General features: G+C 60.2%; 20 protein-coding genes. 3 read left to right on the forward strand and 17 right to left on the reverse strand.

Annotated elements, in window-relative coordinates:
* Window positions 1–54 precede the first annotated feature (54 nt).
* From LOY36_RS15345 to LOY36_RS15385, 9 genes are all read right to left on the reverse strand, one after another.
* Window positions 55–312: a hypothetical protein gene (locus LOY36_RS15345; RefSeq protein ID WP_007941322.1), complete on the reverse strand. Its 258-nt coding sequence runs from the start codon at window positions 310–312 to the stop codon at window positions 55–57.
* Window positions 309–521, reverse strand: coding sequence for a hypothetical protein (locus LOY36_RS15350; RefSeq protein ID WP_018926170.1), 213 nt, complete (start codon window positions 519–521; stop codon window positions 309–311). The genes LOY36_RS15345 and LOY36_RS15350 overlap by 4 nt, the downstream gene beginning before the upstream one ends.
* A 115-nt stretch (window positions 522–636) precedes the next feature.
* Window positions 637–762: a hypothetical protein gene (locus LOY36_RS15355; RefSeq protein ID WP_019579306.1), complete on the reverse strand. Its 126-nt coding sequence runs from the start codon at window positions 760–762 to the stop codon at window positions 637–639.
* A 205-nt stretch (window positions 763–967) separates the two neighbouring features.
* The gene (locus LOY36_RS15360) at window positions 968–1147 is read right to left on the reverse strand and encodes a hypothetical protein (protein ID WP_019650041.1); all 180 of its coding nucleotides are present in this window, start codon (window positions 1145–1147) and stop codon (window positions 968–970) included.
* A gap of 155 nt (window positions 1148–1302) precedes the next feature.
* Window positions 1303–2472, reverse strand: a complete 1170-nt coding sequence (locus LOY36_RS15365; RefSeq protein ID WP_258674186.1) for a lactonase family protein — start codon at window positions 2470–2472, stop codon at window positions 1303–1305.
* Entirely contained in the window at window positions 2465–2761 is a 297-nt protein-coding gene (locus tag LOY36_RS15370) for a DUF5629 family protein (protein WP_018926173.1), read from the reverse strand. Before LOY36_RS15370 ends, LOY36_RS15365 begins: the two co-directional genes overlap by 8 nt.
* A 185-nt stretch (window positions 2762–2946) precedes the next feature.
* Window positions 2947–4527 (reverse strand): aldehyde dehydrogenase (NADP(+)), encoded by a 1581-nt coding sequence (locus tag LOY36_RS15375; RefSeq protein ID WP_258668651.1) that lies wholly within the window; start codon window positions 4525–4527, stop codon window positions 2947–2949.
* Window positions 4528–4537: 10 nt separating this feature from the next.
* The gene (gene araD1, locus LOY36_RS15380; RefSeq protein WP_258668654.1) at window positions 4538–5530 is read right to left on the reverse strand and encodes an AraD1 family protein; all 993 of its coding nucleotides are present in this window, start codon (window positions 5528–5530) and stop codon (window positions 4538–4540) included.
* Between the two features lie 43 nt (window positions 5531–5573).
* Window positions 5574–6896 carry an MFS transporter gene (locus LOY36_RS15385; protein ID WP_019650045.1) on the reverse strand — a complete coding sequence of 441 codons (1323 nt, stop codon included), beginning with the start codon at window positions 6894–6896 and terminating at the stop codon, window positions 5574–5576.
* A gap of 193 nt (window positions 6897–7089) precedes the next feature.
* Between LOY36_RS15385 and LOY36_RS15390 the strand changes: the two genes are divergently transcribed.
* The 3 genes from LOY36_RS15390 to LOY36_RS15400 all read left to right on the forward strand — a co-directional run bounded on the left by LOY36_RS15390 (window position 7090) and on the right by LOY36_RS15400 (window position 14581).
* A complete protein-coding gene (locus LOY36_RS15390; RefSeq protein WP_258668655.1) occupies window positions 7090–8826 on the forward strand; it encodes an IlvD/Edd family dehydratase in 1737 nt (578 codons plus the stop codon).
* 175 nt (window positions 8827–9001) lie between these two features.
* The gene (locus LOY36_RS15395; protein ID WP_019650047.1) at window positions 9002–9721 is read left to right on the forward strand and encodes a FadR/GntR family transcriptional regulator; all 720 of its coding nucleotides are present in this window, start codon (window positions 9002–9004) and stop codon (window positions 9719–9721) included.
* 144 nt (window positions 9722–9865) lie between these two features.
* Window positions 9866–14581, forward strand: coding sequence for a dermonecrotic toxin domain-containing protein (locus tag LOY36_RS15400; RefSeq protein ID WP_258668657.1), 4716 nt, complete (start codon window positions 9866–9868; stop codon window positions 14579–14581).
* 64 nt (window positions 14582–14645) lie between these two features.
* Here the strand turns inward: LOY36_RS15400 and LOY36_RS15405 are convergent, their stop codons facing one another.
* The 8 genes from LOY36_RS15405 to LOY36_RS15440 all read right to left on the reverse strand — a co-directional run bounded on the left by LOY36_RS15405 (window position 14646) and on the right by LOY36_RS15440 (window position 25674).
* Window positions 14646–17030: an RND family transporter gene (locus LOY36_RS15405; RefSeq protein ID WP_258668658.1), complete on the reverse strand. Its 2385-nt coding sequence runs from the start codon at window positions 17028–17030 to the stop codon at window positions 14646–14648.
* A gap of 28 nt (window positions 17031–17058) precedes the next feature.
* Entirely contained in the window at window positions 17059–18126 is a 1068-nt protein-coding gene (locus LOY36_RS15410; protein ID WP_258668659.1) for a YCF48-related protein, read from the reverse strand.
* 1033 nt (window positions 18127–19159) lie between these two features.
* Complete coding sequence (gene pepN / locus LOY36_RS15415) at window positions 19160–21817, reverse strand: aminopeptidase N (RefSeq protein ID WP_258668660.1); 2658 nt, start codon at window positions 21815–21817, stop codon at window positions 19160–19162.
* A 10-nt stretch (window positions 21818–21827) separates the two neighbouring features.
* On the reverse strand, window positions 21828–22658 hold the full coding sequence (locus tag LOY36_RS15420; protein ID WP_019579317.1) for a DUF2797 domain-containing protein: 831 nt from the start codon (window positions 22656–22658) through the stop codon (window positions 21828–21830).
* The gene (locus LOY36_RS15425) at window positions 22655–22915 is read right to left on the reverse strand and encodes a YeaC family protein (RefSeq protein WP_007937782.1); all 261 of its coding nucleotides are present in this window, start codon (window positions 22913–22915) and stop codon (window positions 22655–22657) included. Before LOY36_RS15425 ends, LOY36_RS15420 begins: the two co-directional genes overlap by 4 nt.
* A gap of 31 nt (window positions 22916–22946) precedes the next feature.
* Entirely contained in the window at window positions 22947–23816 is an 870-nt protein-coding gene (locus LOY36_RS15430; RefSeq protein WP_258668661.1) for a rhomboid family intramembrane serine protease, read from the reverse strand.
* On the reverse strand, window positions 23813–24787 hold the full coding sequence (locus LOY36_RS15435) for a metallophosphoesterase (protein ID WP_408981125.1): 975 nt from the start codon (window positions 24785–24787) through the stop codon (window positions 23813–23815). The genes LOY36_RS15430 and LOY36_RS15435 overlap by 4 nt, the downstream gene beginning before the upstream one ends.
* Window positions 24784–25674: an NAD(+) kinase gene (locus LOY36_RS15440; protein WP_007906781.1), complete on the reverse strand. Its 891-nt coding sequence runs from the start codon at window positions 25672–25674 to the stop codon at window positions 24784–24786. The genes LOY36_RS15435 and LOY36_RS15440 overlap by 4 nt, the downstream gene beginning before the upstream one ends.
* Window positions 25675–25773: the final 99 nt, after the last annotated feature.

Consider the following 25773-nt stretch of genomic DNA (forward strand, 5'->3'; position numbering starts at 1 on the left):
GCAGCCGAACGGGGGCAAGCCCCCTCGCCACATTTGACTTCATCGGCCGGGGATTCAGGCCAACACCGAGCACATCCCCAACGCCGAGCAATCCACCTGGAATGGCCCGAAAAATTCGCCATTGGATTTGCTCGGCGGATTACCCACCAGCAACTCCAGCGCTTTGGCGGTCTGGATGTTGTGGGCGATGTTGTGGTTGCATTCGATGGCCCGCGCCACCGACCCCGCCGAGCCCTGCCCGATCCCCAACAATGAAGCGCCGTTGGTCATGAACGCCAGGAAAGCGATGACCCAGAGTCTACGTCCTTTCATGCCCCTGCCACTCCCGCCAAGTCGACGTCATCAACCACCGCATGTTGAGCGCGGTGTTCGAACTGGATACCGGGATAAGCGACCTGAATCGGTGCTTGAAGGCTGTGTTGCGATTGAGCCGAAAGGCTGACGACCAACACCATGGCCACGTAAAGACCAATGGCCAGGTAGGCGCCGTGTTTGGCAGAAGTGAGGATGGTGCTGGCCATGGTGTTCTCCGTGGGCATGTTTCAGTGCCCACAGAATCGATCAAAAAACAGAAGATAACTAGCGACCTTTATGCATAGTAGCTATCAGTTTTATTGATCTTTAACCCGGCGTGTTTCAGTCCTCGATAAAACTCATCAAGCGCTCACGGGCCGCTTCCGGCTCGTTGGGAACGGGCTGGGCAGCCGACAGAATCGGGGTGGAGTAGAGAAACAGGAGAACCACTGCCAGACGCATCGCCATGCTGTCGATCCTTTTAGGGAAGGAGTCAAAAAATCAGCGTCAAATTTAAACACATGGCCATGTGATATCAAGCACTACATTGATAGCAATATGATGCTGTCGTAAATGCGTTATGCAGGAGCGACATCACTTCGGCGCTTTTCGACGCCTGTGGGCCGATCGGCAAGTGACTTCGCTCCTGCATAAAGGGTGCAGGGCTGACATTTCAGTGTTGGGTTTTGTGATCCAGCGCGGCGTAGAAGTTGGCGCTCTGTTGCAGGTATTTCTGGGTATAGCTTTGGGTGTGGGATTTTTTGTCGCTGATCTCAACGTTGGCGCTGGCAGGCAGAGCAACAGTGGCAGAGATAGCGGAAGCGGCGATGACAGAGAAGAGATTGAAGTTCATGGCGGTATTCCTCGATTCAGTTGGCTTGCTTGCCCGGTTGGGCCGTGAAGCAAACTTAACTCCCGAGGGTCGGCGCCTTGAAATGCTTTGTAGCATTAGCCGATATCAGTCTCATTAATAGAAGGTTGCAGGCCCCATCAACCGGGGCCTGCGGCCTATTGACGCAGCAGGAACTTGAGATCGCTCGGGGCATCCATCGGCAGTTTTTGCACGGTTTTGCCCAACAGACCGGTCTTGATGTCACGCTCGATGACGACAATCTGGTTGCTCTTCTGGTTGGCAATCAACACGAACTTGCCGCTCGGGTCGAGACTGAACTCGCGCGGGTGATCGCCGTCCACCGAGCGGCGCTGAAGCTCCTTGAGGTGGCCGGTTGCCGGGTCGATGGCGAACACCAGCAACTGATTGGCGGTGCCACGGTTACTGACATAAAGGAACTTGCCATCGGCCGAGGCGTGAAGCGCAGCCGCAGCCTTGCCCGATGTGGGCAGCCCCGCCGCCAGATCGACCAACTGCGTTTGTTCGAGTTGGCCGTCCTTGTAATCGAACACCGCCACCTGCGCGCTCATCTCCATGGTCAGCCAGGCGTGCTTGCCATCGGCGCTGAACAGCAAATGTCGCGGCCCGCTGCCGGGTGGCAACTGGACGGACGCCGGTTTGGCAGCGGTCAACGGCCGTTCCGGATTGGCCTTGGGGTCGAAGCGATAGACAAAGATCTTGTCCGCGCCCAGATCGTTGGAAAACACGTAGTGGCCGTCCGGCGAAGAAACCACCGAGTGCACGTGCGCCGACATCTGCCGCTCGGGGTTGACCCGGCTGGCCGGATGACTGCTCATCTGCACCACCGGTTTAAGCGCGCCATCGCTGCCCACCGGTAACACCGCCAGGGTGCCGCCCGGATCTTCTGCCACCGAGTAGTTGCTGACAAACAGATGACTGGCATCACCGCTGATGCTCGAATGCGTCGGCTCGTTGCCCAGGGTCTGCACCTGGTTGATCAGGCTCAGTTCATGGGTTTTCGGATCGATTGCGTAACTGCTGACGCGCCCTACCGGATCGGCCTGCCCCGGGCCGTTTTCGTTGACCGCGAACAGGCGATGTTGATCCTTGGACACGGTCAGCCAGGACGGGTTGGCGCTCTTCACCACTTGCAGCGGCTTGGCGTCGATCTGCCCGGTGCGGCTGTCGAAGTTCAGGCGATAAATCCCCTGGCTCTGGCCGGCGGTGTACGACCCCACCAGCAACTCGTAGTTGTCGACCGGCGCCGCCTGCACGCCCATCGCGCCGACGCTGCCGGCGATCAACAGTGGCCAGAAGTTACGCATCCTCATTCGTTTCGTCCTCGTCATCCTGACCACCAAACGCTTCCATAGGCACCAGCCGGTGTTCACCGGAATCACCGGTGATGATCCAGCTCTTCAAATCGGGATCGAAAGTCGCCGCCTTGATCTGCGCCATGCTGAACTCCCAGCGCTTGAGCGCCCGACCGTCCATGCATTCGATGTGCAGGTTATCGTCTTCATCGAGAGAGAAGTCGAAAGCGTGCAGCCCGTCGATCTCCAGCATGTCGCAATGTTCGAGGGCGTTGAGCAAGGTGTCGTTTACGGCAGTCATGGCAGTCAATCTTTGAATGGGAAAGTCGCAATGATAGCTCAATGCGGGAGCGGACTGTGGCGAGGGGGCTTGCCCCCGTTGGGCTGCAAAGCAGCCCCAATATCTCTGATGTGCCAATGATTTTGTGAGTGCTACGCACCCAAACGGGGGCAAGCCCCCTCGCCACAGGGGGTTGCGTTCAGCGGCTAGAGAGCATCGCGCGATGGTTTGCCATCGACCAGACGTTGGATGCGCAACGGATTGCCATTCTTCAACGCGTCCGGCAGCAGGCTATCGGGGTAATTCTGGAAGCACACCGGGCGCAGGAAACGGTCGATGGCCAGGGTGCCCACCGAAGTGCCGCGCGCATCGGAAGTCGCTGGATACGGTCCGCCATGGACCATCGAATCGCAGACTTCCACACCGGTCGGATAACCGTTGAGCAAGATCCGCCCGACCTTCTGCTCCAGCAATGCCGTCAGCTCACCGAAGCGTTCGAAGTCCGCCGGCTCACCGATAATCGTTGCCGTCAGTTGCCCGTGCAGGCCGTTCAGCGCAGCACTGAGTTGCGCCTGATCCGCCACTTCAACAAACACCGTGGTCGGGCCGAACACTTCCTCTTGCAGCACTTCGTCGCCATCAAGCAACAGGCTCACATCTGCCTTGAACAATTGCGGCTGCGCCTGATTGCCTTGTTGCGGGTTCCCGGCCAGGTGCTCGATCTGCGGATGGGCGAGAAGCTTGTGCAGGCCTTTGCCATAGCTGCTCAAGGTGCCGGCGTTGAGCATGGTTTGCGCCGGCTGATCGCCGATCAGCCCGGCCACCTGTTGCACGAACGCACTGAACTGCGGCGAACGAATGCCGATCACCAGCCCCGGATTGGTACAGAACTGCCCGCAGCCCTGCACCACCGAAGCCGTGAGGTCACGGGCGATGATTTCACTACGAACTTCCAGCGCCTGAGGCAACACGATCACCGGGTTGATGCTCGACATCTCGGCAAACACCGGAATCGGCTGCGCCCGTGCCGCAGCCATGTCGCACAGCGCCCGACCGCCTTTCAGCGAACCGGTAAAACCGACCGCCTGAATCGCCGGATGCTTGACCAGCGCTTCCCCTACCCCACCGCCGTAGATCATGTTGAACACACCGGCCGGCATGGCGGTTTTTTCAGCGGCGCGAATCACCGCGTCGGCCACCCATTCAGCGGTTGCCATGTGGCCGCTGTGGGCCTTGAACACCACCGGGCAGCCGGCGGCCAAGGCGGCAGCGGTATCGCCGCCCGCCGTGGAAAACGCCAACGGAAAGTTACTCGCGCCAAACACCGCCACCGGCCCCAGGCCAATGCGGTATTGGCGCAGGTCCGGACGCGGCAGTGGCTGGCGTTCCGGCAGCGCCAGATCGATCCGCGCGCCATAGAAATCACCACGCCGCAGCACCTTGGCGAACAGACGCATCTGGCCGCTGGTGCGCCCACGCTCACCTTGAATCCGCGCCGCCGGCAACGCGGTTTCGCGGCAGACCACGGCCACGAACTCATCGCCCAGGGCGTCCAGTTCATCGGCAATCGCGTCCAGAAATTGCGCACGGCGCTCGGCGCTCAGGCTGCGATAGGCCGGGTAAGCAGCGGCGGCAGCCTTCGCGGCGGCGTCGACTTCTGCAGCAGTGGCCTGGAAGAAATCGTGGGGCAAGGCCTCGCCAGTGCTGGCATCGACGCTCTGCAGTTTGACGGTGCCAGCGGCGCTGCGCTCACCGCCAATGTAGTTGTGACCAAGAATCCGGGTCATGGGTGTCTCCTTAAAGTGTGCCGACGGTGCCGGGTTCGAATGCCGCTTCAACCGGTGCGATGCCGTTGATCAAGGGGGCGCCGAACTCGGCCTGGCTGATCTCGAACACATCGCCCGGCCGGGTACGGATGCCGTCGGCGAAGGACAGGGTCGCGGTGCCGAAGAAGTGAATGTGCACATCGCCGGGGCGCAGGAACTGGCTGTACTTGAAATGGTGATACTCGAGGTTTTCCAGGCTGTGGCACATGTTGGCTTCGCCACTGAGGAACTCGTTCTGCCAGAGCACTTCGCCGTCACGCAGGATGCGGCTGGTGCCCGCCAGGTGTTGTGGCAATTCGCCGACCCGAAGCTCCGGGCCATAGCTGCAACTGCGCAGTTTCGAATGAGCCAGGTAAAGGTAATTCTTGCGTTCCATCACGTGATCGGAGAACTCATTGCCCACTGCAAAACCGAGGCGATACGGTTTGCCGTCGTGGCCGATGACATAGAGGCCGCTGAGCTCTGGCTCTTCCCCGGCATCTTCGGCAAAGGGCGGCAACGGGAACGGTTTGCCCGGTCGCACGACGATGCTGCCGTCGCCCTTGTAGAACCATTCCGGTTGCACACCAGCCCAGCCGGATGCGGGTTTACCACCCTCCACGCCCCATTTGAAGATGCGCATGGTGTCGGTCATCGCCGCTTCGTCGCCGGCCTGCTGATGCATTTTGTCCCGGGCCGAGGCGCTGCCCAAATGGGTCAGGCCGGTGCCGCTGACCAGCATATGCGCCGGGTCCGGGTGATCCAGCGGCGGCAGGATGCGCTGCTTGGCCAGCAGCTCGGCATAGTTGTGGCTGATGCCCAGCCCCAGGGTTTGAACCTGTTGCTCAAGATTGACCCCCGCCTCGATCGCCGCCAGCGCCAGATCCCGCACCGTGTGCGCATCCCGCACTTCGCGCACCAGATCGTCTTCGACCACGCCGACGCGGCGCTCGCCATTACTCAATTCGAACTGAACTAAACGCATGAACCTTCTCCTGTTAATGCAGAACTTGTTGGCCAGTTTCCCGTCAGGTGCGGGTAGCACCGCGAGCGCTGGCGGCGAACTGGTCGGCCGGCAGCACGTGCTTGCGCTCCAGCAGGCGATACACCACGCCGGTCAGGACCAGGCCGAACACCATCACGCAGGACAGGAAGTACAGCCCCGACGCCAGGTTGCCGGTGTATTCCTTCAGCGCACCGATCACGAACGGGCCGATGTAGCCGCCGAGGTTGCCCACCGAGTTGATCAAGGCGATCCCCGCCGCCGCACTGGCGCCGGCGAAGAATCGCCCCGGCAAGGTCCAGAACACCGCCGTGCAGGAAAACAGCGCGAACGCCACCAGGCACAGCGCCGCCAGTTGCAGCACCGGCACCGACAGCCAGGCGCTGAGGAACAGGCCGATGGCACCCAACACATACAGCACCGCCAGATGACCGTAGCGATCATTCAGGCGGTCGGAACTGCGCGGAATGATCAGCAAACCGATGATCCCGAAGATGTACGGCACCGATGACACGAACCCGGTCACCAGGTCCGTGCCACCGAACTGCTTGATCAGCGTCGGCAGCCACAAACCGAGACCATAGATGCTCAGGGTCACCGGCAGATAGAACAGCGCCAGCAGCAACACCCGTTTGTCCTTCAGTGCATGCAGCGGATTGCCGTGGCAGGTCTGGCCATATTCGGCGAGGTCTTTTTTCAGCTCCCCGGTCAGCCAGTCTTTCTCGGATTGATCCAGCCATTTCACTTGGTCCGGGCCGTCCGGCAAGTAGCGCAGCACCGGCCAGGTCAGCAGGATCGCTGGCGTACCGATGACGATGAACAGCCACTGCCAGCCGTGCAGGCCAAGGACGCCGTCCATGCCGAGCAAGCCGCCGGACACCGGGCCGGTGATCATCATTGCGATGGGTTGGGAAAGGATGAACAGCCCGAGGATCTTGCCGCGATGACGAATCGGGAACCATTGGGTGATGTAGTACAGCACGCCCGGGAAGAACCCGGCTTCGGCCGCTCCGAGCAGAAAACGCATCACATAGAAGCTGTTCGGGCCCTGGACGAACGCCATGCCGATGGTGATAGCGCCCCAGGTGACCATGATCCGCGCGAACCAGCGTCGGGCGCCGAAGCGGTCGAGCATCAGGTTGCTGGGGATCTCCAGCAGAAAGTAGCCAATGAAGAACAGCCCGGCGCCAAATCCGTAAGCCGCGTCACCGATGCCGACGTCAGCGCCCATGTGCAGCTTGGCGAACCCCACGGCGGAGCGATCCACATAGGCGATCAGGTACAGCAGGATCAGGAAGGGAATCAGTTTCAACGTGATGCGACGGATAAGCCGCAATTCCTGGCTCATGAGTTCGGTCTCCGATTGTTGTTGTTATAGAACCTCGGGGGACGCCTCTCGCGGAAAACCATCAGGGCCATCCCTCCGTTGAAAACGACTATATAGTATTACTATTTAACCAACAACACTTCCAAACAGCCGAAATTGCGCTTATGTTACGCCACAGCTCGAACAATATAGTCATACAATAAGAGAACCGATCATGACTGATAAGAAACCCACCCTGCGCTCCGCCCAATGGTTTGGCACTGCCGACAAGAACGGCTTCATGTATCGCAGCTGGATGAAGAATCAGGGCATCGCCGACCATCAGTTCCACGGCAAGCCGATCATCGGCATCTGCAACACCTGGTCGGAACTGACTCCGTGCAACGCGCATTTCCGCCAGATCGCGGAGCACGTCAAACGCGGGGTGATCGAAGCCGGTGGCTTTCCTGTGGAATTTCCGGTGTTCTCCAACGGCGAGTCGAACCTGCGCCCCACCGCCATGCTCACCCGTAACCTGGCGAGCATGGATGTCGAGGAAGCCATTCGCGGCAACCCGATCGATGGCGTGGTGCTGCTCACCGGTTGCGACAAAACCACTCCGGCGCTGCTGATGGGCGCGGCCAGTTGCGACGTGCCGGCGATCGTCGTCACCGGCGGGCCGATGCTCAACGGCAAGCACAAGGGCCAGGACATTGGTTCGGGCACGGTGGTGTGGCAGCTCAGCGAACAGGTCAAGGCTGGCACTATCACCATTGATGATTTCCTCGCGGCCGAGGGCGGCATGTCCCGTTCCGCCGGTACCTGCAACACCATGGGCACCGCCTCGACCATGGCTTGCATGGCCGAAGCACTGGGCACGTCCCTGCCCCACAACGCGGCGATTCCGGCAGTCGATGCGCGCCGTTATGTGTTGGCGCACATGTCGGGTATGCGTGCGGTGGAGATGGTTCGCGAAGATTTGAAGCTGTCGAAAATCCTCACCAAGGAAGCCTTCGAAAACGCCATCCGGGTGAACGCTGCCATCGGCGGTTCGACCAACGCGGTGATCCACCTGAAAGCCATCGCCGGACGCATCGGTGTCGAACTGGACCTGGACGACTGGACCCGCATCGGTCGCGGCATGCCGACCATTGTCGACCTGCAACCGTCCGGTCGCTTCCTGATGGAAGAGTTCTACTACGCCGGCGGCTTGCCCGCGGTGCTGCGTCGCCTCGGCGAAGCCAACCTGATTCCGAACCCGAACGCCCTCACCGTCAACGGCAAAACCCTCGGCCAGAACACCAAGGACGCGCCGATCTACGGCCAGGACGAAGTGATCCGCACTCTCGACAACCCGATCCGCGCCGACGGCGGCATCTGCGTGTTGCGCGGCAACCTGGCGCCACTGGGTGCGGTGCTCAAACCCTCCGCTGCGAGTGCCGAGCTGATGCAACATCGTGGGCGCGCGGTGGTGTTCGAGAACTTCGACATGTACAAGGCGCGGATCAACGATCCGGAACTGGACGTGGACGCCAACTCGATTCTGGTAATGAAAAACTGCGGGCCGAAGGGTTATCCGGGCATGGCCGAAGTCGGCAACATGGGCTTGCCGGCCAAGCTGCTGGCCCAGGGTGTAACGGACATGGTGCGGATTTCCGACGCACGCATGAGCGGCACGGCGTACGGTACCGTGGTCTTGCATGTGGCACCGGAAGCCGCCGCCGGCGGGCCTTTGGCGGCAGTGAAGGAAGGCGACTGGATCGAGCTCGATTGCGCCGGTGGACGTTTGCATCTGGACATTCCGGATGCTGAACTGGCCGCACGCATGGCCGATCTGCAACCGCCACAACAGTTGCTGGTGGGCGGCTATCGCCAGCTGTACATCGACCATGTGCTGCAGGCGGATCAGGGCTGCGACTTTGACTTCCTCGTCGGTTGTCGTGGGGCTGAGGTGCCGCGTCACTCTCACTAAAATCAAAAGATCGTCCGAACGCGGCCCGAGCCTTCGGCAGCTCCTACAGGAATCGGGTACGGCGACGAAATCGCGGCGCACACGGTCGGTGTAGGAGCTGCCGAAGGCTGCGATCTTTTCAGGGGCGCCTGCTATCATGCGCAGCACCCCATCGCACAGGACCGCGCCGTTCCCCATGGATTACCGCAAACCCTCCGACCGCAAAAGCATGCACTCGCGCATCGTCCAGGAACTGGGCATGCAGATTGTCTCGGGACGCTTCAAACCGGACGACAAACTGCCCGCCGAAGCCCTGTTGTGCGAGGAATACGCGGTCAGCCGGCCAGTCCTGCGCGAAGCGACCCGAGTGCTGGTTGCCAAGGGCCTGGTGTATTCCCGTCCGCGGGTCGGCACCGTGGTCAAGCCGCGCCGGGAATGGCACATGCTCGACCCGGACGTGTTGCACTGGCTGATGCAAAGCAGCCCGCAGAATGAGTTCTTCAGCCTGCTGACCAGCGTGCGCAGTATCATCGAACCGGCCGCTGCAGCCTTGGCCGCGCAGTTCGCCACCGACGCAGACATCGCCTCCATCGGTGAAGCCTACCAGCGTATGGAAGCCGCACCGACGCCTGAAGCCTTGTTGCAGCCGGACCTGGATTTCCACAGCCGCATCGCCGACGCGACCCACAACGACCTGCTGGCAAACCTGTGCAACATGTTGTCGGTGGCGATTGCCGAAGCCTTGAAACACTCCAACCAACGGCCGAACCTGCATGAACTGGCGTTGCCTCGGCACAAGGCGATTCTCACGGCGATCGAGAATCGCGATGCGCTGGGCGCGCGGCATGCGACGTTGGTGCAACTCGACGATGCGCGTAATGCGCTGAATGTGGTGCTCGGCACCGATCCCGCATAACCACCACAATTCCCCTGGGCTCATTGCCACCACGTAGTCATCACTTAGATCATCGAATTGTCGGATCTGCGGTATCCCGTTACCGTACATCCATTCCGGCCTCGCCTTACTTTGCGTAACTCAACCCATGCAAAGGATTGCATCATGCCGATACCTGCGTCCCCCCCTGCCACGGCGGACATGACCGATATCATCGCGCACGCCGTCAGCGCCCGCTTCAGCTCCCGCCCCACCCTGCGCTCGGAAACCGCTCGCCAGCTCAAGGACGGCGTACTGGAAAAATACCCGCAACTGGACTTCGACCCTGAGCGAACCAAAATCGCGCAGCCGATTCCCAACGGGGCCTGGCGCCTCGCGTTGCTGCTGGACTTGGTACTGGATTATCTGGCCAGCGGCACACCTGTCGATTTCAGCGAGCAGTTCAGTCGTGCCTGCTTTCTGACCAACCGTGCGCCCGCGCAACTGACTGTCGGCAAAACCACATCGAGCCTGCCTGATCTCCAGGTGATTGCGGGGGTCATCCTTGAGCTGCCCGACTTGCTGCACATCGGGCTCCAGGAATCGCTGACTCTTTACTGGAACCAGAAGGACGAGGCCGGCGTCAGCCGCTGGCAATGGCTGGGAAACTTGCTGGCCGGCGTCCTGCAGACATCCGCGACCCGCCTGTCGAAAAGCAACCCGGTGCAGGCCGGGATTCTCGCGGAGCTGGCCAGCCACCCGGACAACCTGCAGCGTCTCCAGCAATCCTGGTCAAAAGGCCCCATACAAGCCTGCACCCTACAAACCACCCTGACCAACGGTGACGTCTCCATTACGCTGCAGGCCCCCGAGCTCCTGGTGACTTGTGGTGAAACCCATTTGTTGTGCAGCGTGACCGGCAAAATCGAGCCCTTCTCTTCCCTGGAAGCTTTCGGCCTGGCTTGGGGCGCACGGTTTCAACAGGCATACAAAGCCGATGTCATCACCTGGAAGCGATTTAAGCCGGACGGCAACATCTTTGACATTCAGGCTGCCCTGCTCCTGAACCGGCAGCTGGAAGATCTGGCTGCACTCAAACTGCCCGCCAGCCGGGGCTTGGGCGAGTTGGCGAAACACGTTGATGCGATCACCGAAGTCGCCACGCTGTTCATCGACAGCCAACCGGTCGATGCGGTTTTTCAACCGATACAGGCATCGATTTCCGAGTGGTTGCAAGCAGCGACACCCACTGACCGCATGGCCTATCGCAAGCACGTCCTGGCCATGGCCAGCGTCAAGCAACAGACTCAGGGGCGCACCTTCAACGATGGCATCGACGACCTTCATACGTTTGCCCGAAAAGCCTTGCACAAGCAGATGCAGGAAGATTATCCGCTGGCGCCCGGTTACAACTCCGACGAGCTGGAACTGACCTTTCATGTACCCGTCGGTGACCTCGGCAGCGGCTACATCGAAACCGTCAAAATGACCCTGACCGAGCTGGCAATCAACAATCTCGCCGCAAAACCCAAGGGCCGCATGACTGTCCGTCACACGGGAGACCAACTGATTCAGGAGTGGACTACCGACGCCTATCTGCTGGACCTGGTAAGCCGGGTCAATGTCGGCCAGCACTATCCCGAACTGATCGAAACCTTGCTGCTCGGCGAGACCGACGACGCACGGGAGCGGGAACGATTGTTCACGCTGGAACTGTCGGTTCATCTCCCCCTGCTGGCCCTCGAGCATTCGATCAAGGGTGAGCACGGGTTCACCCATCTGGGGTATCGCTATGTCGACGCGTTGATGAATCGCACCGCCGCCGAACGGGTCGTCAACGAACAGGCCGTGGTCATCCGGCCCCTGGCGTTCCAACGCAAGGACGGCGCCGACTGTGATGTGGCCGCCAACATGTTCATCATCGAGCCCAAAGACTTGCAGGCCACTGGCCCGCATATCCTCTATCGCCCTTTGTACACCCCGTCACTGCAGCAATACGCCGCACGCAGCGACTTGCTCAAAGCGGTCGCGCAACAGGGCGCGCTGCAAACCAGCGTGCTGACCTGGCTCCCGGACCGCGCACGTCCGGTTTACGACAACAACGGTTTCAACGAACCGCATATCAACCACTTTCACATCGGCGACGAGTTCTCGCCGCCCGACAAGCCGAAACCGGCGATTCTGGCAGGCGACGAAGCTGCGGCCCAGTGGCTCAGTGCTATGGAGGAAGGTCGATTGCCGGCCAGCCTGTTCGCCAGCAACGCCCGGGCGCTGGCCGATCTGGCTGACAGGCAATCGGTGTCCAATGCCGAAAGCCGTTGGGCGATCATCCTTGAGGGTGGCTGGCTGGTCTTTAACAACCTGGTACTGCCACTGTTGCGCGGCCCGGCAATGCTGGTGGGCTGGATGCTGCAAATCACCCATAGCCTGATCAACGACCTGCCCGCACTGGACAGTGATGACCCAACTACCCGGAATCTGGCCTGGGTCGATGTGCTCTTGAACATCGGCCTGCTCCTTTTGCATGTCGCACGAACTCAAGGTGAACGGCCTGCACTCGCGCCAGAGCGCATGGGCGAAGACGCTCCGGTGACCCTCGATCCGCTGCGCCGTCTGTTGCCACTGGACTTGCTGCATCCCGAGACAACCATCACTCAAGAAACACCCGGACTGCCCTCCGAACCGCCGGGCAGTGGTAATACGTTGCTGGATTTCAACCTGTCGACCGCTCGGGACTCGACCTCGGCGCGGCTGTTCAACAAGCTGCAGGCGGTCAAGGTTGCATGGCCCGCGTCTCTGCCAGAGCCTGTTGCAACCGGTCCGTTCAAGGGGCTGTACCGGATCGACAACAAATGGCACGTCACGGTCGCCGGCCTGCTGTTTCGCGTGAGTGTCCTGCCCGGTTTCGGTGAGGTCTACCTGGTACATCCCGAGCATCCCGACCATCCGGGAATCAAGCTCAAAACCGATGGATACGGCCGGTGGACGCTGGATCAAGGGCTGAAACTGCTCGGCGGAGGACGTAACGCCAGGCGGGATGCCCTGCGCGAGAGCAAACAGCAACGCATCAGCCTGCTGGAACTGAACCACCAGGAATTTTTGCAGCAACAGACGCAGGTGCAAAAACGCGTTGATATCGCGGAAAAGCTGATGGAGCTGAAAACAAACGACCCCGCCAGCAGCGAGCAGGATCGCGCCACTTTTCGCCAACGGTTCGCAGACGAGCTGGACAAACAGAGCGAAACCTATGTCACGGCGCTTGCCGAAATCCGCGAAAAAAGCGCTCTGAGCAAAACTGATCCCGATTCAAACCTGCAGCGCAGCCTGCTGGAGAATCTCATCAACAACGCGCGCAAACGTGTTGTCATCGCCGACCGGGAACGGGAAGCCACCAATCGAACTTACGCGGACTTGACCCGCGGTATCGAACACTTGCGCGAAGCAATCAAGGACAAGGGCAACGTCGTACTGGATCGATACTTCGAATTCATGCGCAGGACCTCCGAAGTCAACGAAACCATGATCAGGTTCTACGAAGAAACAGAGAGCCGACTTACGGAGCTTAAACACTTGTCTCGCTTGGGCTTGGAGGACTGGAAACGGTTGACCGACAATCGCTCCGAGAATGAATTGACCGCTTTGCGAGTCAAGTCCTACCAACTGAGCATCTTGCGTATTCTCAGCCTGAAGGAACTGGGTAGCGCCACCATGGCCCCACTCGAACGCGCGCTCGATCCCCTGATGTTGCTGTCTCGCTCTCATTCCGAACTGCAAACGTCTCGCACATATAACAGCAGCGATCGGATCGCCGTTCTGGACAACCTGGTCGATCACTACCGCAAAGCACTGGACGGGCTTGAAAGTATCGGCATCTTCAATGCCGAAGAATTACAGCCAGCGGCCTTCAATCGCCTGCGAGAGATCATCGGTGAACTGCGCCTCGATGCCGAGCGACGTCTGGCCGACGACCTTCAAAATCTCCCGCAACCTTCGGTCTCCGAGCCTGGTCCGTCTTCACCCGGAACCAGCAAGCCCCCGATCCAGCGCCCCTCTTCATGGGCCAGTCGCAAGCGGGTCATCAAAACCGCCAAGGGCACTCTGATCGGCGATATTCGCCCCCGCGTGGCTAACCAGGGCGCAGACATTGTTGATATCAGCGGTCCACTCGAAGATGCACCACTGGCTTCGTTCCATGAACATGAACCGAATGTCTGGGTAGAAATGATCGAGGTCAGGCAGCCCGCACCCAAGGCCTCCGCGCACTCCTACGCACAGCTCAAAGGGGATGCCCGCAAGGCCATCGCCAATGTCGACAAGCAGGTAAGGAAAATCGAGGGTTACGCGCAACGCGCAAGCTCACCCAAGGAAATTGAAGAGCAATTGCAACGCGAAGCACAAAAGCTGACCGGGTATGCCGAGGGTCTGGAACACCATGAGGCACCCTCGCCAAACCGGGAGCAAGATGCCTCGTTAATCAGCGATTTACGCGATCACGCGCGAGCCCTCGACAGCAAGGCATCGGAACTGCGCATCCGCATGACACTGGCCCAGCCCCCCAGCAGTGAGGGTGTGGCGTTTCTGTTACGGTGCAAGGAGGTTTACCCACGCATGATCGGTAATCGCGTACAACTGAAAACCGGACGTAAAGACTTCATGCAGGAGTACGTCCTGTTGAACAAAGACGATCAACCCTGGGGGTACGCGCATTTTCACTATGAGCGCTTCGATGATGCCAAGACGCACTATACCCAGGCCCATCTGAAAACCAGGGAACAACGCTTCGAAACCTACGAATCGGCGATGGCCAAGGCTACAGATCCGAGACAGAAAATCGATATCCACCGCGGGATCATCAGCAAGGAACTGGCCAACAGTGCATTCCTGACGCTACAACCACGCTGAGTGCTCGGTCCCCCATAAAAAAAAGCCGCAACCTGAGTTGCGGCTTTTTGGGTCAGGCTGACGCCTAGTGAGCAAACAGCGAGTTGCCCTTCTGCCCTGCCAGTTTTTCCGGCTTGATCAGGAACCGCGCCAGCGCCGGCAACAGCCACAACGCGCCAAACATGTTCCAGAGCAGCATGAAGGTCAGCATCAGGCCCATGTCGGCCTGGAACTTGATCGCCGAGAAAATCCAGGTGCACACGCCGATCGCCAGGCACAGGCCGGTGAACAGCACAGCCTTGCCGGTGGATTTCAGCGTCTGGTAGTACGCCTCTTGCAGCGGCAGACCAGCACGCAGGAAGCTTTCCAGGCGACTGTAGATGTAGATCCCGTAATCCACGCCGATCCCCACCCCGAGTGCCACCACTGGCAAGGTCGCCACTTTCACACCGATGCCCATGAACGCCATCAGTGCGTTGCCGAGCACCGAGGTCAGCACCAGCGGCAGCACGATGCACAAGGTCGCCGTCCAGGAACGGAAGGTGATCATGCACATGGTCGCGACGCAGATGTACACCAGCACCAGAATCGTCAGTTCGGAACGCTTGATCACTTCGTTGGTGGCGGCCTCGATCCCGGCGTTACCGGCGGCGAGGAGGAATTCCAGGCCTTCCTTGTTGTTGTCCTTGGCGAAGTCCTGCACCGCATGAACAGCGCGATCCAGGGTTTCGGCCTTGTGATCGTTGAGGAACACCAGCACCGGCGCCAAAGAGCAATTGTTGTTGTACAGACCATCGGCACGGGCGATGGAGTTGTTCAACACGTCCGGATTTCGCGACAGGGTTTCCCATTTCAGGTTGCCCTCGTTCATGCCCTTGATCATTTGCTTGGACACGGTCACCAGCGAGATCGCCGACTGCACGCCCTCGGTGTTCTGCATCTTCCACATCAGCTCGTCGATCGGTGCCATGGCTTCATAGCGCGAGCAACCTTCGGGCTTGGTCTTGACCATTACCACCAGCACGTCGGAACTGGTGGAATAGTTGTTGATGATGAAGCTGTTGTCCTTGTTGTAACGCGAGTCCGGACGCAGTTCCGGCGCGCCCTGGTCGAGGTCGCCGATTTTCAGGTTCTGGCTGTACCAAAGGCCACCGCCGAAGGCGATCAGTGCCAGGAGAATGGAGACCGGTGCGACTTTCGGGCTGGCAAAGTTCGCCAGCAGACGCCAGAACGGATGCTCGCGGTGCGCGTCTTTCTTGCTGCGGTCGACGGCGCGTTTGCTGATACCGACGTAGGAAATGGCTACCGGCAGCAGGATCAGGTTGGTGAACACGATCACCGCCACGCCGATGGACGCGCCGATGGCCAGTTCACGAATCACGCCGATGTCGATGATCAACAGCGTGATAAAGCCCACCGCATCCGCGAGGATCGCGATCATCCCCGGCAGGAACAACTGACGGAATGTTCGCCGCGCCGCAGTCAGCGCGTTGTCCGCCTCGCTGGACTGCAAGGCGATACCGTTGATTTTCTGCACGCCGTGGGAAATCCCGATGGCGAAGATCAGGAACGGCACCAGCATCGAGTACGGATCAAGCCCGAAGCCGAAAAAGTGCATCAAGCCGAGCTGCCAGACCACCGCCACCAGCGTCGTACTCAGTACTGCCACGGTGCTGCGCATGCAGTTGGTGAACCAGTACAGCAGGATCAGGGTGATGACGAAGGCGACGCCGAAGAACATCACTACCATGACCAGCCCATCGATCAGGTCGCCGACTTTCTTGGCGAACCCGACAATGTGGATCTTCACGTTAGGGTTCTGGGTTTCGAACTTGTTGCGGATCTTGTCTTCAAGTTCATGCGAGAACTTGCGGTAGTCCAGTGCCAGCAACTTGCCCTGGTCTTGCGGGTCCGGGTAGGACTCCAGCAGCGGGATGTCGACGATGCTCGACTTGAAGTCGTTGGCCACCAGCCGCCCGACTTGCCCGGACTTGAGCACGTTGTTGCGCAGCAGGTCGAGGCTCTGCTGGGAGCCGTTATAGCTCTGGGGAATCACTTCACCACCGGCGAAGCCCTCCTCCGTCACCTCGGTCCAGCGCACGCTCGGGCTCCACAGCGACTTGAGGCCGGAACGGTCGACACCGGAGATGTAGAACACCTCGTCGTTGATCTGGCGCAGGGTCTCCATGTACTCCTTGGAGAAGATGTCGCCATCGGTGGCTTCAACGGAAATCCGTACGGTGTTGCCCAGGTTCGCCAGATCGTTGCGGTGCTCCATCATTTTTTCAATGAACGGATGCTCGAGCGGGATCATTTTTTCGAAACTGGTGGACGGCCGGATCAGCGTCGCCTGCCAGAACAGGAAAATACTGACCAGCAGGCAGATGACGATCACCGCCGGGCGGTTGTTGAAGATCAGGCGCTCAAGAAACGTCGCCTTGTCCTGATGAGGAGTGCTTAAGGATGTCATAGACCCGCCTTCTTATTATTTGCCCGGCTCATTTGGACGACCCGTTTGTGCCATTCTCTGCGCCCGTTGGCGAGGTGACGCGCACGCCGCCCTGGCCTGCCAGAATCAGATTACCGTTACCCGCCGCCGTGACCGACGAGACGGAAATGCGATCGGGACGGTTGAACACGCTGAAGGTCTCGCCGTCGTCGCTGCTGCGAATGACACTGCCGCCGTTGCCGACGATCACGATGGAACCGTCGTCGAGCAACGTGGCGCCGGACAGGCCGAATTCCAGCGCACCGCGTGCAGCCTTGAGTTCGACCTGCTCCCACGTGGTGCCGAAATCCGTGGAGCGGTAGAGATTGCCCCGCAAGCCGTAGACCAGCAGCGTGGCCGGTTGCGCGGTGCCGATCACACCGAACAGCGAGCCCTCGTAGGGGCCTTCAAGCTTTTCCCAGGTCTGCCCTTCATCGGCGGAACGGAACATGCTGCCCTGCTCGCCGACGATGAAAATGCCGGAATCCTTGACCGCGGCGATGGCGTTGAGGTGGTACTGATCTTCGTTGTTCAGGCGATCGCTGACGTCTTCCCAGTTTTTGCCACCGTCGGTGGTTTCCAGCAAGGCACCGTAGGCGCCCACGGCAAAGCCGCTGTTGACGTCCTTGAACCAGACGTCGAGCAGCGGCGATTCGCGTCGCAGGTCTTCGAATTGTTTGCTCCAGGTGACACCGCCGTCTTCACTGGCGAGGATCTGCGCGTCATGGCCGACGGCCCAACCGTGCTTGTCATCGACAAAAAATACCGCTGTCAGCAATTGCCGGCTCGGCACCTTGGCTTGGGTCCAGGTCGCGCCCTGGTCATCGGAAAAAAGAATGTGCCCGCGATCGCCGACCGCCACCAGGCGTTTGCCGGCATGCACGACATCAAGCATCAGGCCTTTGCTGGCCTTGGCGGATTCAATGGAATAGACCACGTCGGCGGTCGGCGCGGCAGCGGCCAGCACAGGAGCCGACAACACGGCACAACCCAACAGCGAGAGCGCTGTAGCCAGCAACGCGAACCTGCGTAACGCCGGCGGGCGGCAAATACTCACACCCATGACAGGCTCACTCATAGACCTTCCCCCATTATTATTGTTAGGTCATTCAACCTTTCAGGGCGCCGTAAGGGGGTGCTCACCGGGACTGCCCTATTCCAGAGCATAGTCCTGAAACCCGCAATCCAGAGCCCCTTCGGAAGCTGGGCTTATCCTATCGGGGTTTGGAAAGGTCTGACAATCGACGCCACGTTATGTTTTGTTAACCGGGGGGATATGGGGTGTGGGTGAATGGGGAGGCATTCGGAGCGGTGATTGGAGTCTGGGGTCTGGGGTACATATCCGTTTCTGCGGTAACGGCGGCTATTGGTTCCGCTCTTACAGCGGGTCACTTTGGAAAAGCGCCAAAGTAACCAAAGCGCTTTTGCCCCTTTCGTTCGGTGCCTCGCCGAGGCTCGGCATGCCCTCGCTCCGGTCCTGCTCCGTGGGCCCGCCGCCATCGGCCATCCATGGCCGGGGGCGGCTAACCCGGCATCCATGCCGGGTTGCCCACTGCGCAGAACCTCCACTCGGCCTCTCGATGGGGCGGTGCGTCAAAATCAAAAGCAAGGCGGCCTCCCGGCCGGCCTGATCTCAAGCGGACGCATTTCCCTGTAGGAGCTGTCGAGCGAAGCGAGGCTGCGATCTTTTGATCTTGCATTTGCTTTGCTTTGCTTTGGCTTTTGATCTTGATCTTGATCTACCCGCCCCTTCGGGAGGCTGAGTGGAGGTGTTCATCTGGGGATGGGCGCGCAGCGCCGTTCGACGCAGTCGAACCCATCGCATGTAGGTTGAAGCGAAGCCAACCGTAGGGCGATGCCCCCAGATGGATACCGGAGCGAAGGAACGCCGAGCCTTAGCGAGGGGCCGGACGCTTGGGGCGAGCGTTTTTTGCTTCCTTTTTTAGGCGCTTGTAAAAAAGGGAGTCGCCGTAAGGGCGAAACCATAAGTAGCCGTTACCGCAGAAACGGATATGTACACCATCAAAAACCCGGCCGGCCATCAGGCCGCCTTCGCGGGCAAGCCTCGCTCCTACAGGGTCCAAGTGAACCCTGAGGGAGCAAGGCCAAACTCAGGCCAGGCTTTTGCTGACCACTTCGTACACGTCGCTGGACAGCTGCCCCGAAGCGAGAATCCGCTCCAGTTCGCCTTTCATCAACGCCTGACGGGCGCTGTCGTACTTGCGCCAGCGGGTCAGCGGCGCCAGTTGGCGAGAAGCAATCTGCGGATTGAAGCCGTTGAGCTCAATCACCAGATCCGCCAGGAACCGATACCCGGAACCATCCGCCGCGTGGAAGTTGATCAGGTTCTGCCCGGCAAACGCGCCGACCAGTGCCCGCACCTTGTTCGGGTTCTTGATGTTGAACGCCGGGTGCTGCATCAAGGCTTTGACCCGCGCCAGACCGCCGGGCAATACACTGCCGGCCTGAACACTGAACCACTGATCCATGACCAACGGATTGTCCTTGAAGTGCTCGGCGAAGCTCGCCAGTGCCTTGGCTTTCTGCTCTTCGAATGGCGAATTCACCAACACGGCCAACGCGGTCAGGCGCTCTGTCATGTTGTCGCACGCGTCGAACTGCTCAAGGGTCACGGCCAACACTTCTGGTTTATCGCTGAGCATCAGGTACGACAGCGCAATATTCTGCAACGCGCGACGAGCGAAATGCCCTGCCTCAGCAACATAAGGGGTTTTCTGAGACAGATCGCGATTGGCCTGATAGCGCTGCCACAGCGCATCAAACAGGTTGTCCGCCAATTGCTTGCGAGCGAATTCACGAGCGGTGTGGATCGCTTCCACATCAGCCACTTCGCTGATTTCGGTCAGGTATGCCTCGCTTGGCAGCGAGAGCATTTCAGCGACCATCGCCTGATCCAGCGTCTCGTCGGACAGCACGGTACGCAGGGCTGCAACCAGACGCTGATCCAGCACCAGCGCCTCGCCCTTCTGCTGCTGGGCGATCAACTCTTGCAGCACCTGCACCGACAACTGCTGGCCGGCATCCCAACGGTTGAAACCGTCGCTGTCATGCTGCATCAGGAACATCAGTTGATCGCGGTCGTACGGGAAGCTCAGTTTCACCGGCGCCGAGAAGCCGCGCAGCAACGACGGCAGTGGTTTTTCAGCAATGTCGACGAAGGTGAAGGTCTGCTCGGCTTCAGTCACCGAGATCACCCGCGAAGTGCCTTGAGCACTGGCTTCACCGGACAGACGCAATGCAATCGCCGCGCCTTTCGAATCAAGCAGACCCAGCTCCACCGGAATCACGAACGGCAGTTTCTCAACCTTGTCAGGGGTTTCCGGGCAGCTCTGGCGGAAGGTCAGGCTGTAGGTTTTCGCCGTGGCGTCGTAGGACTCGCTCACCGCCAGACGCGGTGTGCCGGCCTGGCTGTACCAGCGCTTGAACTGGGTCAGGTCGACGCCATTGGCATCTTCCATGGCCTTGATGAAGTCGTCGCAGGTCACGGCCTGGCCGTCATGGCGTTCGAAGTACAGGTCGCTGCCTTTGCGGAAGCCATCGGCCCCGAGCAAGGTGTGGATCATGCCGACCACTTCCGAACCCTTTTCGTACACGGTCAGGGTGTAGAAGTTGGAAATCTCGATGAAGCTGTCCGGGCGTACGGCGTGAGCCATGGGGCCGGCGTCTTCGGCGAACTGGTGGGTGCGCAGGTACGCCACGTCCTGGATACGCTTGACCGTGGCCGAGTTCATGTCGGCCGAGAACTCCGAATCGCGGAACACGGTGAAGCCTTCCTTGAGCGACAGCTGGAACCAGTCGCGGCAGGTCACGCGGTTGCCCGACCAGTTGTGGAAGTATTCGTGGGCAACAATCGCCTCGACCCGCTGGTGCGCGGCGTCGGTAGCGGTTTCGGCGCGGGCCAGCACAGCGCTGGAGTTGAAGATGTTGAGGCCTTTGTTTTCCATGGCGCCCATGTTGAAGTCGTTGACCGCAACGATCATGAAGATGTCCAGGTCGTACTCGCGACCGTAAACCTCTTCGTCCCAACGCATGGACTTCTTCAGGCTGTTCATGGCGTGCTGGCACTTGTCGATGTTTTCTGGCTCGACATAAATGCGCAGCGCCACGGAGCGCTCGGTCATGGTGGTGAAAGTGTCTTCGACACACCACAAGTCACCGGCCACCAGCGCGAACAGGTAGGCAGGCTTCTTGAATGGGTCTTCCCAGGTCGCCCAGTGGCGGCCGTCTTCGCCGGGACCGGAGGCAATCGGGTTGCCGTTGGACAGCAGCACCGGATAGCTGTGCTGCTCGGCGACCACTGTGGTGGTGAACGTGCTCATCACGTCCGGGCGGTCGAGGTAATAGGTGATCTTGCGGAAACCTTCGGCCTCGCACTGGGTGCAGAACATCGTGCCGGATTTGTACAGGCCTTCCAGGGCGGTGTTGGTTTCCGGGTGGATCCGGACGCTGGTGTCGACCGTAAAGCTCGTTGCGGTCGGGTGCAGGGTCAGATGGTTCTCGGTCAGTTGGTAGTCGGCGGCGCTCAGCTCCTGGTCGGCCAGGGTCACCGACAACAGCTCGAGTTGCTGGCCGTCGAGCACCAGCGGCGGCAGGCCCGGGCCACGTTCAGGGTTGCGGCGCATCACCAGTTGCGCATGGACCAGGCTGTGGTCCTCGAACAACTCGAAGGTCAGGTGCGTCTCGTCGATCAGGTACTCGGGCGCCTGATAGTCCTTCAGGTAAATCATCTTCGGTTGTTCGGTGCGCATACTGGAGTCCTTACTGATGCACGGCGAGCTGGTAGGCCGTGTATTTACGAATATTGATCACGCCGGTGTCGAAAATCAGGTATTGACCCTTGATCCCCAACAGCGTGCCTTCGGCAATCGGGTTCTTGTCCAGGTTGAAGCTGACGATTTTGGCCGGGTACTGCTCGACCGGATAGCGGATTTCCAGAGGTTCGACATCGGTAATCGTCTGGATTGCTTGTAGGCCGAATCGCTCCTGCAAACTGTGCAAACCTTCGGCGCAGCTTTCAAACAGCTGATCGCGAACCTGCGCCAGGTCCACCGACACCGCATCGCCCTTGAGCAAAGCACGCCAGTTGGTCTTATCAGCGACCTGACTGCGGAACAGGTCTTCGACGAAGCCCGACTGCTGGCGGGTCGAGACGCGCACGATCGGCAAGGCCTGGCTGGCACCCTGATCGAGCCAACGGGTCGGCAGTTGGGTGGCGCGGGTAATGCCGACCTTGATCCCCGACGAATTGGCCAGGTAAACCACGTGGTCGGTCATGCAGAACTTCTCGCCCCACTCAGGCTCCCGGCAAGTGCCAGCGTCGTAGTGGCAGCGCTCCGGGCTCATGATGCAGATGTCGCACTGGGCCAGTTTGGTCATGCACGGGTAGCAGTAACCCTGGCTGAAACTGGTTTTGGTCTTGCGTCCGCAATGGGTGCAGTGGATCGCCCCCAGGTATTCCAGGCGCACCGTGGTGCCGATCAACGGATTGACCGGCACCTCGACGTCGCCCAGACGAAAAGCGTACTGCACGTTCGGCCCGTCAAGGCGCGCCGACATTTTGCTGATTGCACCGCGGCCAATCTCGATCAATGGATGGCATCCGACTTGAACAGAATATTCGGCACTTCGATCGACTTCGACGCGCACTCCTGCGGGCCCATGTAGCCGGTGCGCTGTTCCTCGGGCAGGTTCTGGATTTCCCAGGCGATCATCGCTTGCAGGGAAAGTTCGCGCTGCTCGGCGGTGAGCTTGCCACCGTCGGACCATTTGCCGATTTCCACCGCCAGTTTCAGGCTCTGGTAGATATCCGGGGTAATGTTTTTGATCATTTCGTTAAAAGAGGACATCAAGGGCTCCGCGCTCTTTATTCATAACTGTTTAGACGGCCAGTTTACGGCGGTTGTACAAACCGCCCAACAAACCGGTGAAGCATCCGATGAGTAACCCGCCGACGTGGGCCGCGTTGGCAATCTCGCCGAAGCCGATCATCGAGACCAGCCCCGACAGGCACAACAACAGCCACACCAGCATCATCACCAACACCCCTCGGGGCAGGCGATAAGCCGGGTTCGGCGACAGAAGCTGGAAGATCCAGCAATGCCCGAGCAGGCCGTACAGCACCCCGGACAACCCGCCAAACAGGGTCGGGCCGCTGAAATAGAACTGGGCATAGTTGGACACCAGGCTGAACAGCAACGTCAGGCCGATCAGGTTGATGCTGCCCTGCCGCGACTCGATGCGCCGCCCCAGTTCCCAGTACCACATGCCGTTCATGGCCAGGTGCAGGATACCGAAGTGGATCAGCATTGGCGTCACCAGACGCCACCACTGCCCCGCCGCCAGGCTGTCGGCCAGTGGTGTGAAATGGATGTATTCGCCGACCACGCGGAAATCGAGGAAGGTCAGCCAGCGCATCGTCTCGAGGTTCTCGCCCAGCAGTGTCACCACGCCGACGATCAGGCTCAGCAACAGCACGAACGCCGTGGCCTTGCTGTGGCGCAACTGCTCGACAAAACCCGGACGCTGCAGGGTCGGCGCCACCGGGATATCCAGTTGCTGATCGGGGTCGCCGGCCGGAAAGCGTTCATACAACGAGCGCACGTCTTCGCTGATGCTGGCCGGCACCCACAGCACCTGCTCGCCCGCCTCTTCGCTGACCCGATGGGGCACTTGCATGCGCTGCAGCAGTTTGACGAACCCGCTCAAATCCACCGCCAGCGGCAGGCGCAATACCGCCACCGCCGTCATTGCATCACCTCCGGCCGCTCGACATCCACCCAGACAAATTTATGCGGGTCGAGACGGGTTTCCTGATCCAGACGATACGCCACCAGTTTGCCGTAGAGCACCGCGCTGTAATCCAGGCACGCCAGGTTCGGGCGGATCGGCGCCGGTTTGCCGCTGCGCCAGTAGTGGCCGACGAACAACATCGGCTCTTCGATACCGTAGCGCAGCAAGTTGTCTTTTTCGCTGGACGACAGCGGTGTGCGGGCCACCGGCTCGGGCAAGGCGTCGGGCTGGAACACGATGTCTCCGTAGGTTTGTGGGTCGTCTTCCCAGAATTTAGTGCGGAAGAACGAGCGCGTCAGGCCGTCGCCGCTGGTCATGGTCAAGCCGTGGGGCAAGCGCATGTCGGTGCCGCGCAGCAGGCGATCGAACACGGTGCAGGCGAAACTGCCGGGCACCGCGGAGGCCTGGAGGAAATGCTCGTCGATGCAACCGTCGGGGAACAACCCGCGCAACGGCTCGATCAGGCTGGCATCCCAACAGGCATGCACCACGCGGAAACGCTCGGCATCGACGAACAATGGCAGCTTGTAGAACCATTGCAGGAAGTCGTGCCAATCCTGGGGATGATCTTCGAACTGGGTCAGGGTTTCCTGAAGCAGGCGGGCGTGGCGCGGGGTGTGCTCGCGCACGAACTGTTTGCCGCTGCCCGGCAGCGCCGGCGTGCTCCAGCCGAGGGCGTTGAATTCATGGTTGCCCATGATGCACAGCGCCTGGCCGGCCTCGACCATGTCGTGGACGATGTGCAGCGCCTCGCGAATCCGCGGGCCGCGGTCGATGATGTCGCCGAGGAACACCGCCATGCGCGACGGGTGCCGCCAGACACCTGCCTGTTTGTGGTAACCGAGCCGGTCGAGCAAGTGCTCAAGGGTCAGAGCGCAACCGTGCACGTCACCGATCAGGTCGTAGCTACGCGCGGGATCGAGCATCAGTCGCCTCCACCACCCAACTTGCTGCCCCAGCCGAGCTTGGTCCGGCAGACTTCGTAGTAGTTGTGGTCGAGTGGGTGAATCAGCCGCAGCTTCTGCGCTTTCTTGCTGATGGTGATGGTGTCACCGGGCGCGCAGGTGAAGTGGTTCTGCCCGTCACAGGAGACTTGCGGGTAAATCTGCATATCTTTGGACACGACGATTTTCAGCTCACTGTTGCCATCGACCACAATCGGCCTACCCGACAAGGTATGGGGGTACATCGGCACAATCACAATAGCGTCGAGCTTGGGATGCATGATCGGGCCGCCCGCAGACAGCGCGTAAGCGGTCGAACCGGTCGGCGTGGCAACGATCAGGCCGTCGGCCTTCTGGCTGCAGACGAACTGGCCGTCGATGTACAGCTCGAACTCGATCATTCGCGTCGACTTGCCGGGGTGCAGCACTACATCGTTCAGCGCATCGCCCTGGCCGATGGCCTCGGCGTGGCGCCGGACTTCGGCTTGCAACAGGAAGCGGTTTTCCACCAGGTAATGGCCGTCGAGCACTTCGGCGACTTTGACTTCCAGCTCATCGGGGCGAATATCGGTGAGGAATCCCAGGCTGCCACGGTTGATACCGAGCACCGGGATGTTGTGCCGGGCCAGCGCCCGGGCAGCGCCCAGCAGGCTGCCGTCACCACCGACCACAATCACCATGTCACAGACTTCACCGAGCATCTTGCGCGACGAAGTTTGCAGGCCATGGCCCGGCAGGACTTCGGCGATGGTGTCTTCGAGGATCACGTGCAGGTGACGATCGAGCAGAAACCGTTTCAGTCGGCGGACGGTATCCAGCACCTGAGAACTGCCCAGGCGACCGATGATGCCGATATTACGAAATTGCTCCATGAGGCCCCTAACGCGTGTGGCGGCGAAAAACACGATTATGGGCGAAAGCGCGGCGTAGACAAAACCCTTTCAGCTACAACGGTGTGCTCTAGTTTCGGG

Origin of the sequence: Pseudomonas sp. B21-019 (genome assembly GCF_024749225.1) — a bacterium.
In the GTDB taxonomy this organism is placed as follows: Bacteria; Pseudomonadota; Gammaproteobacteria; order Pseudomonadales; family Pseudomonadaceae; genus Aquipseudomonas.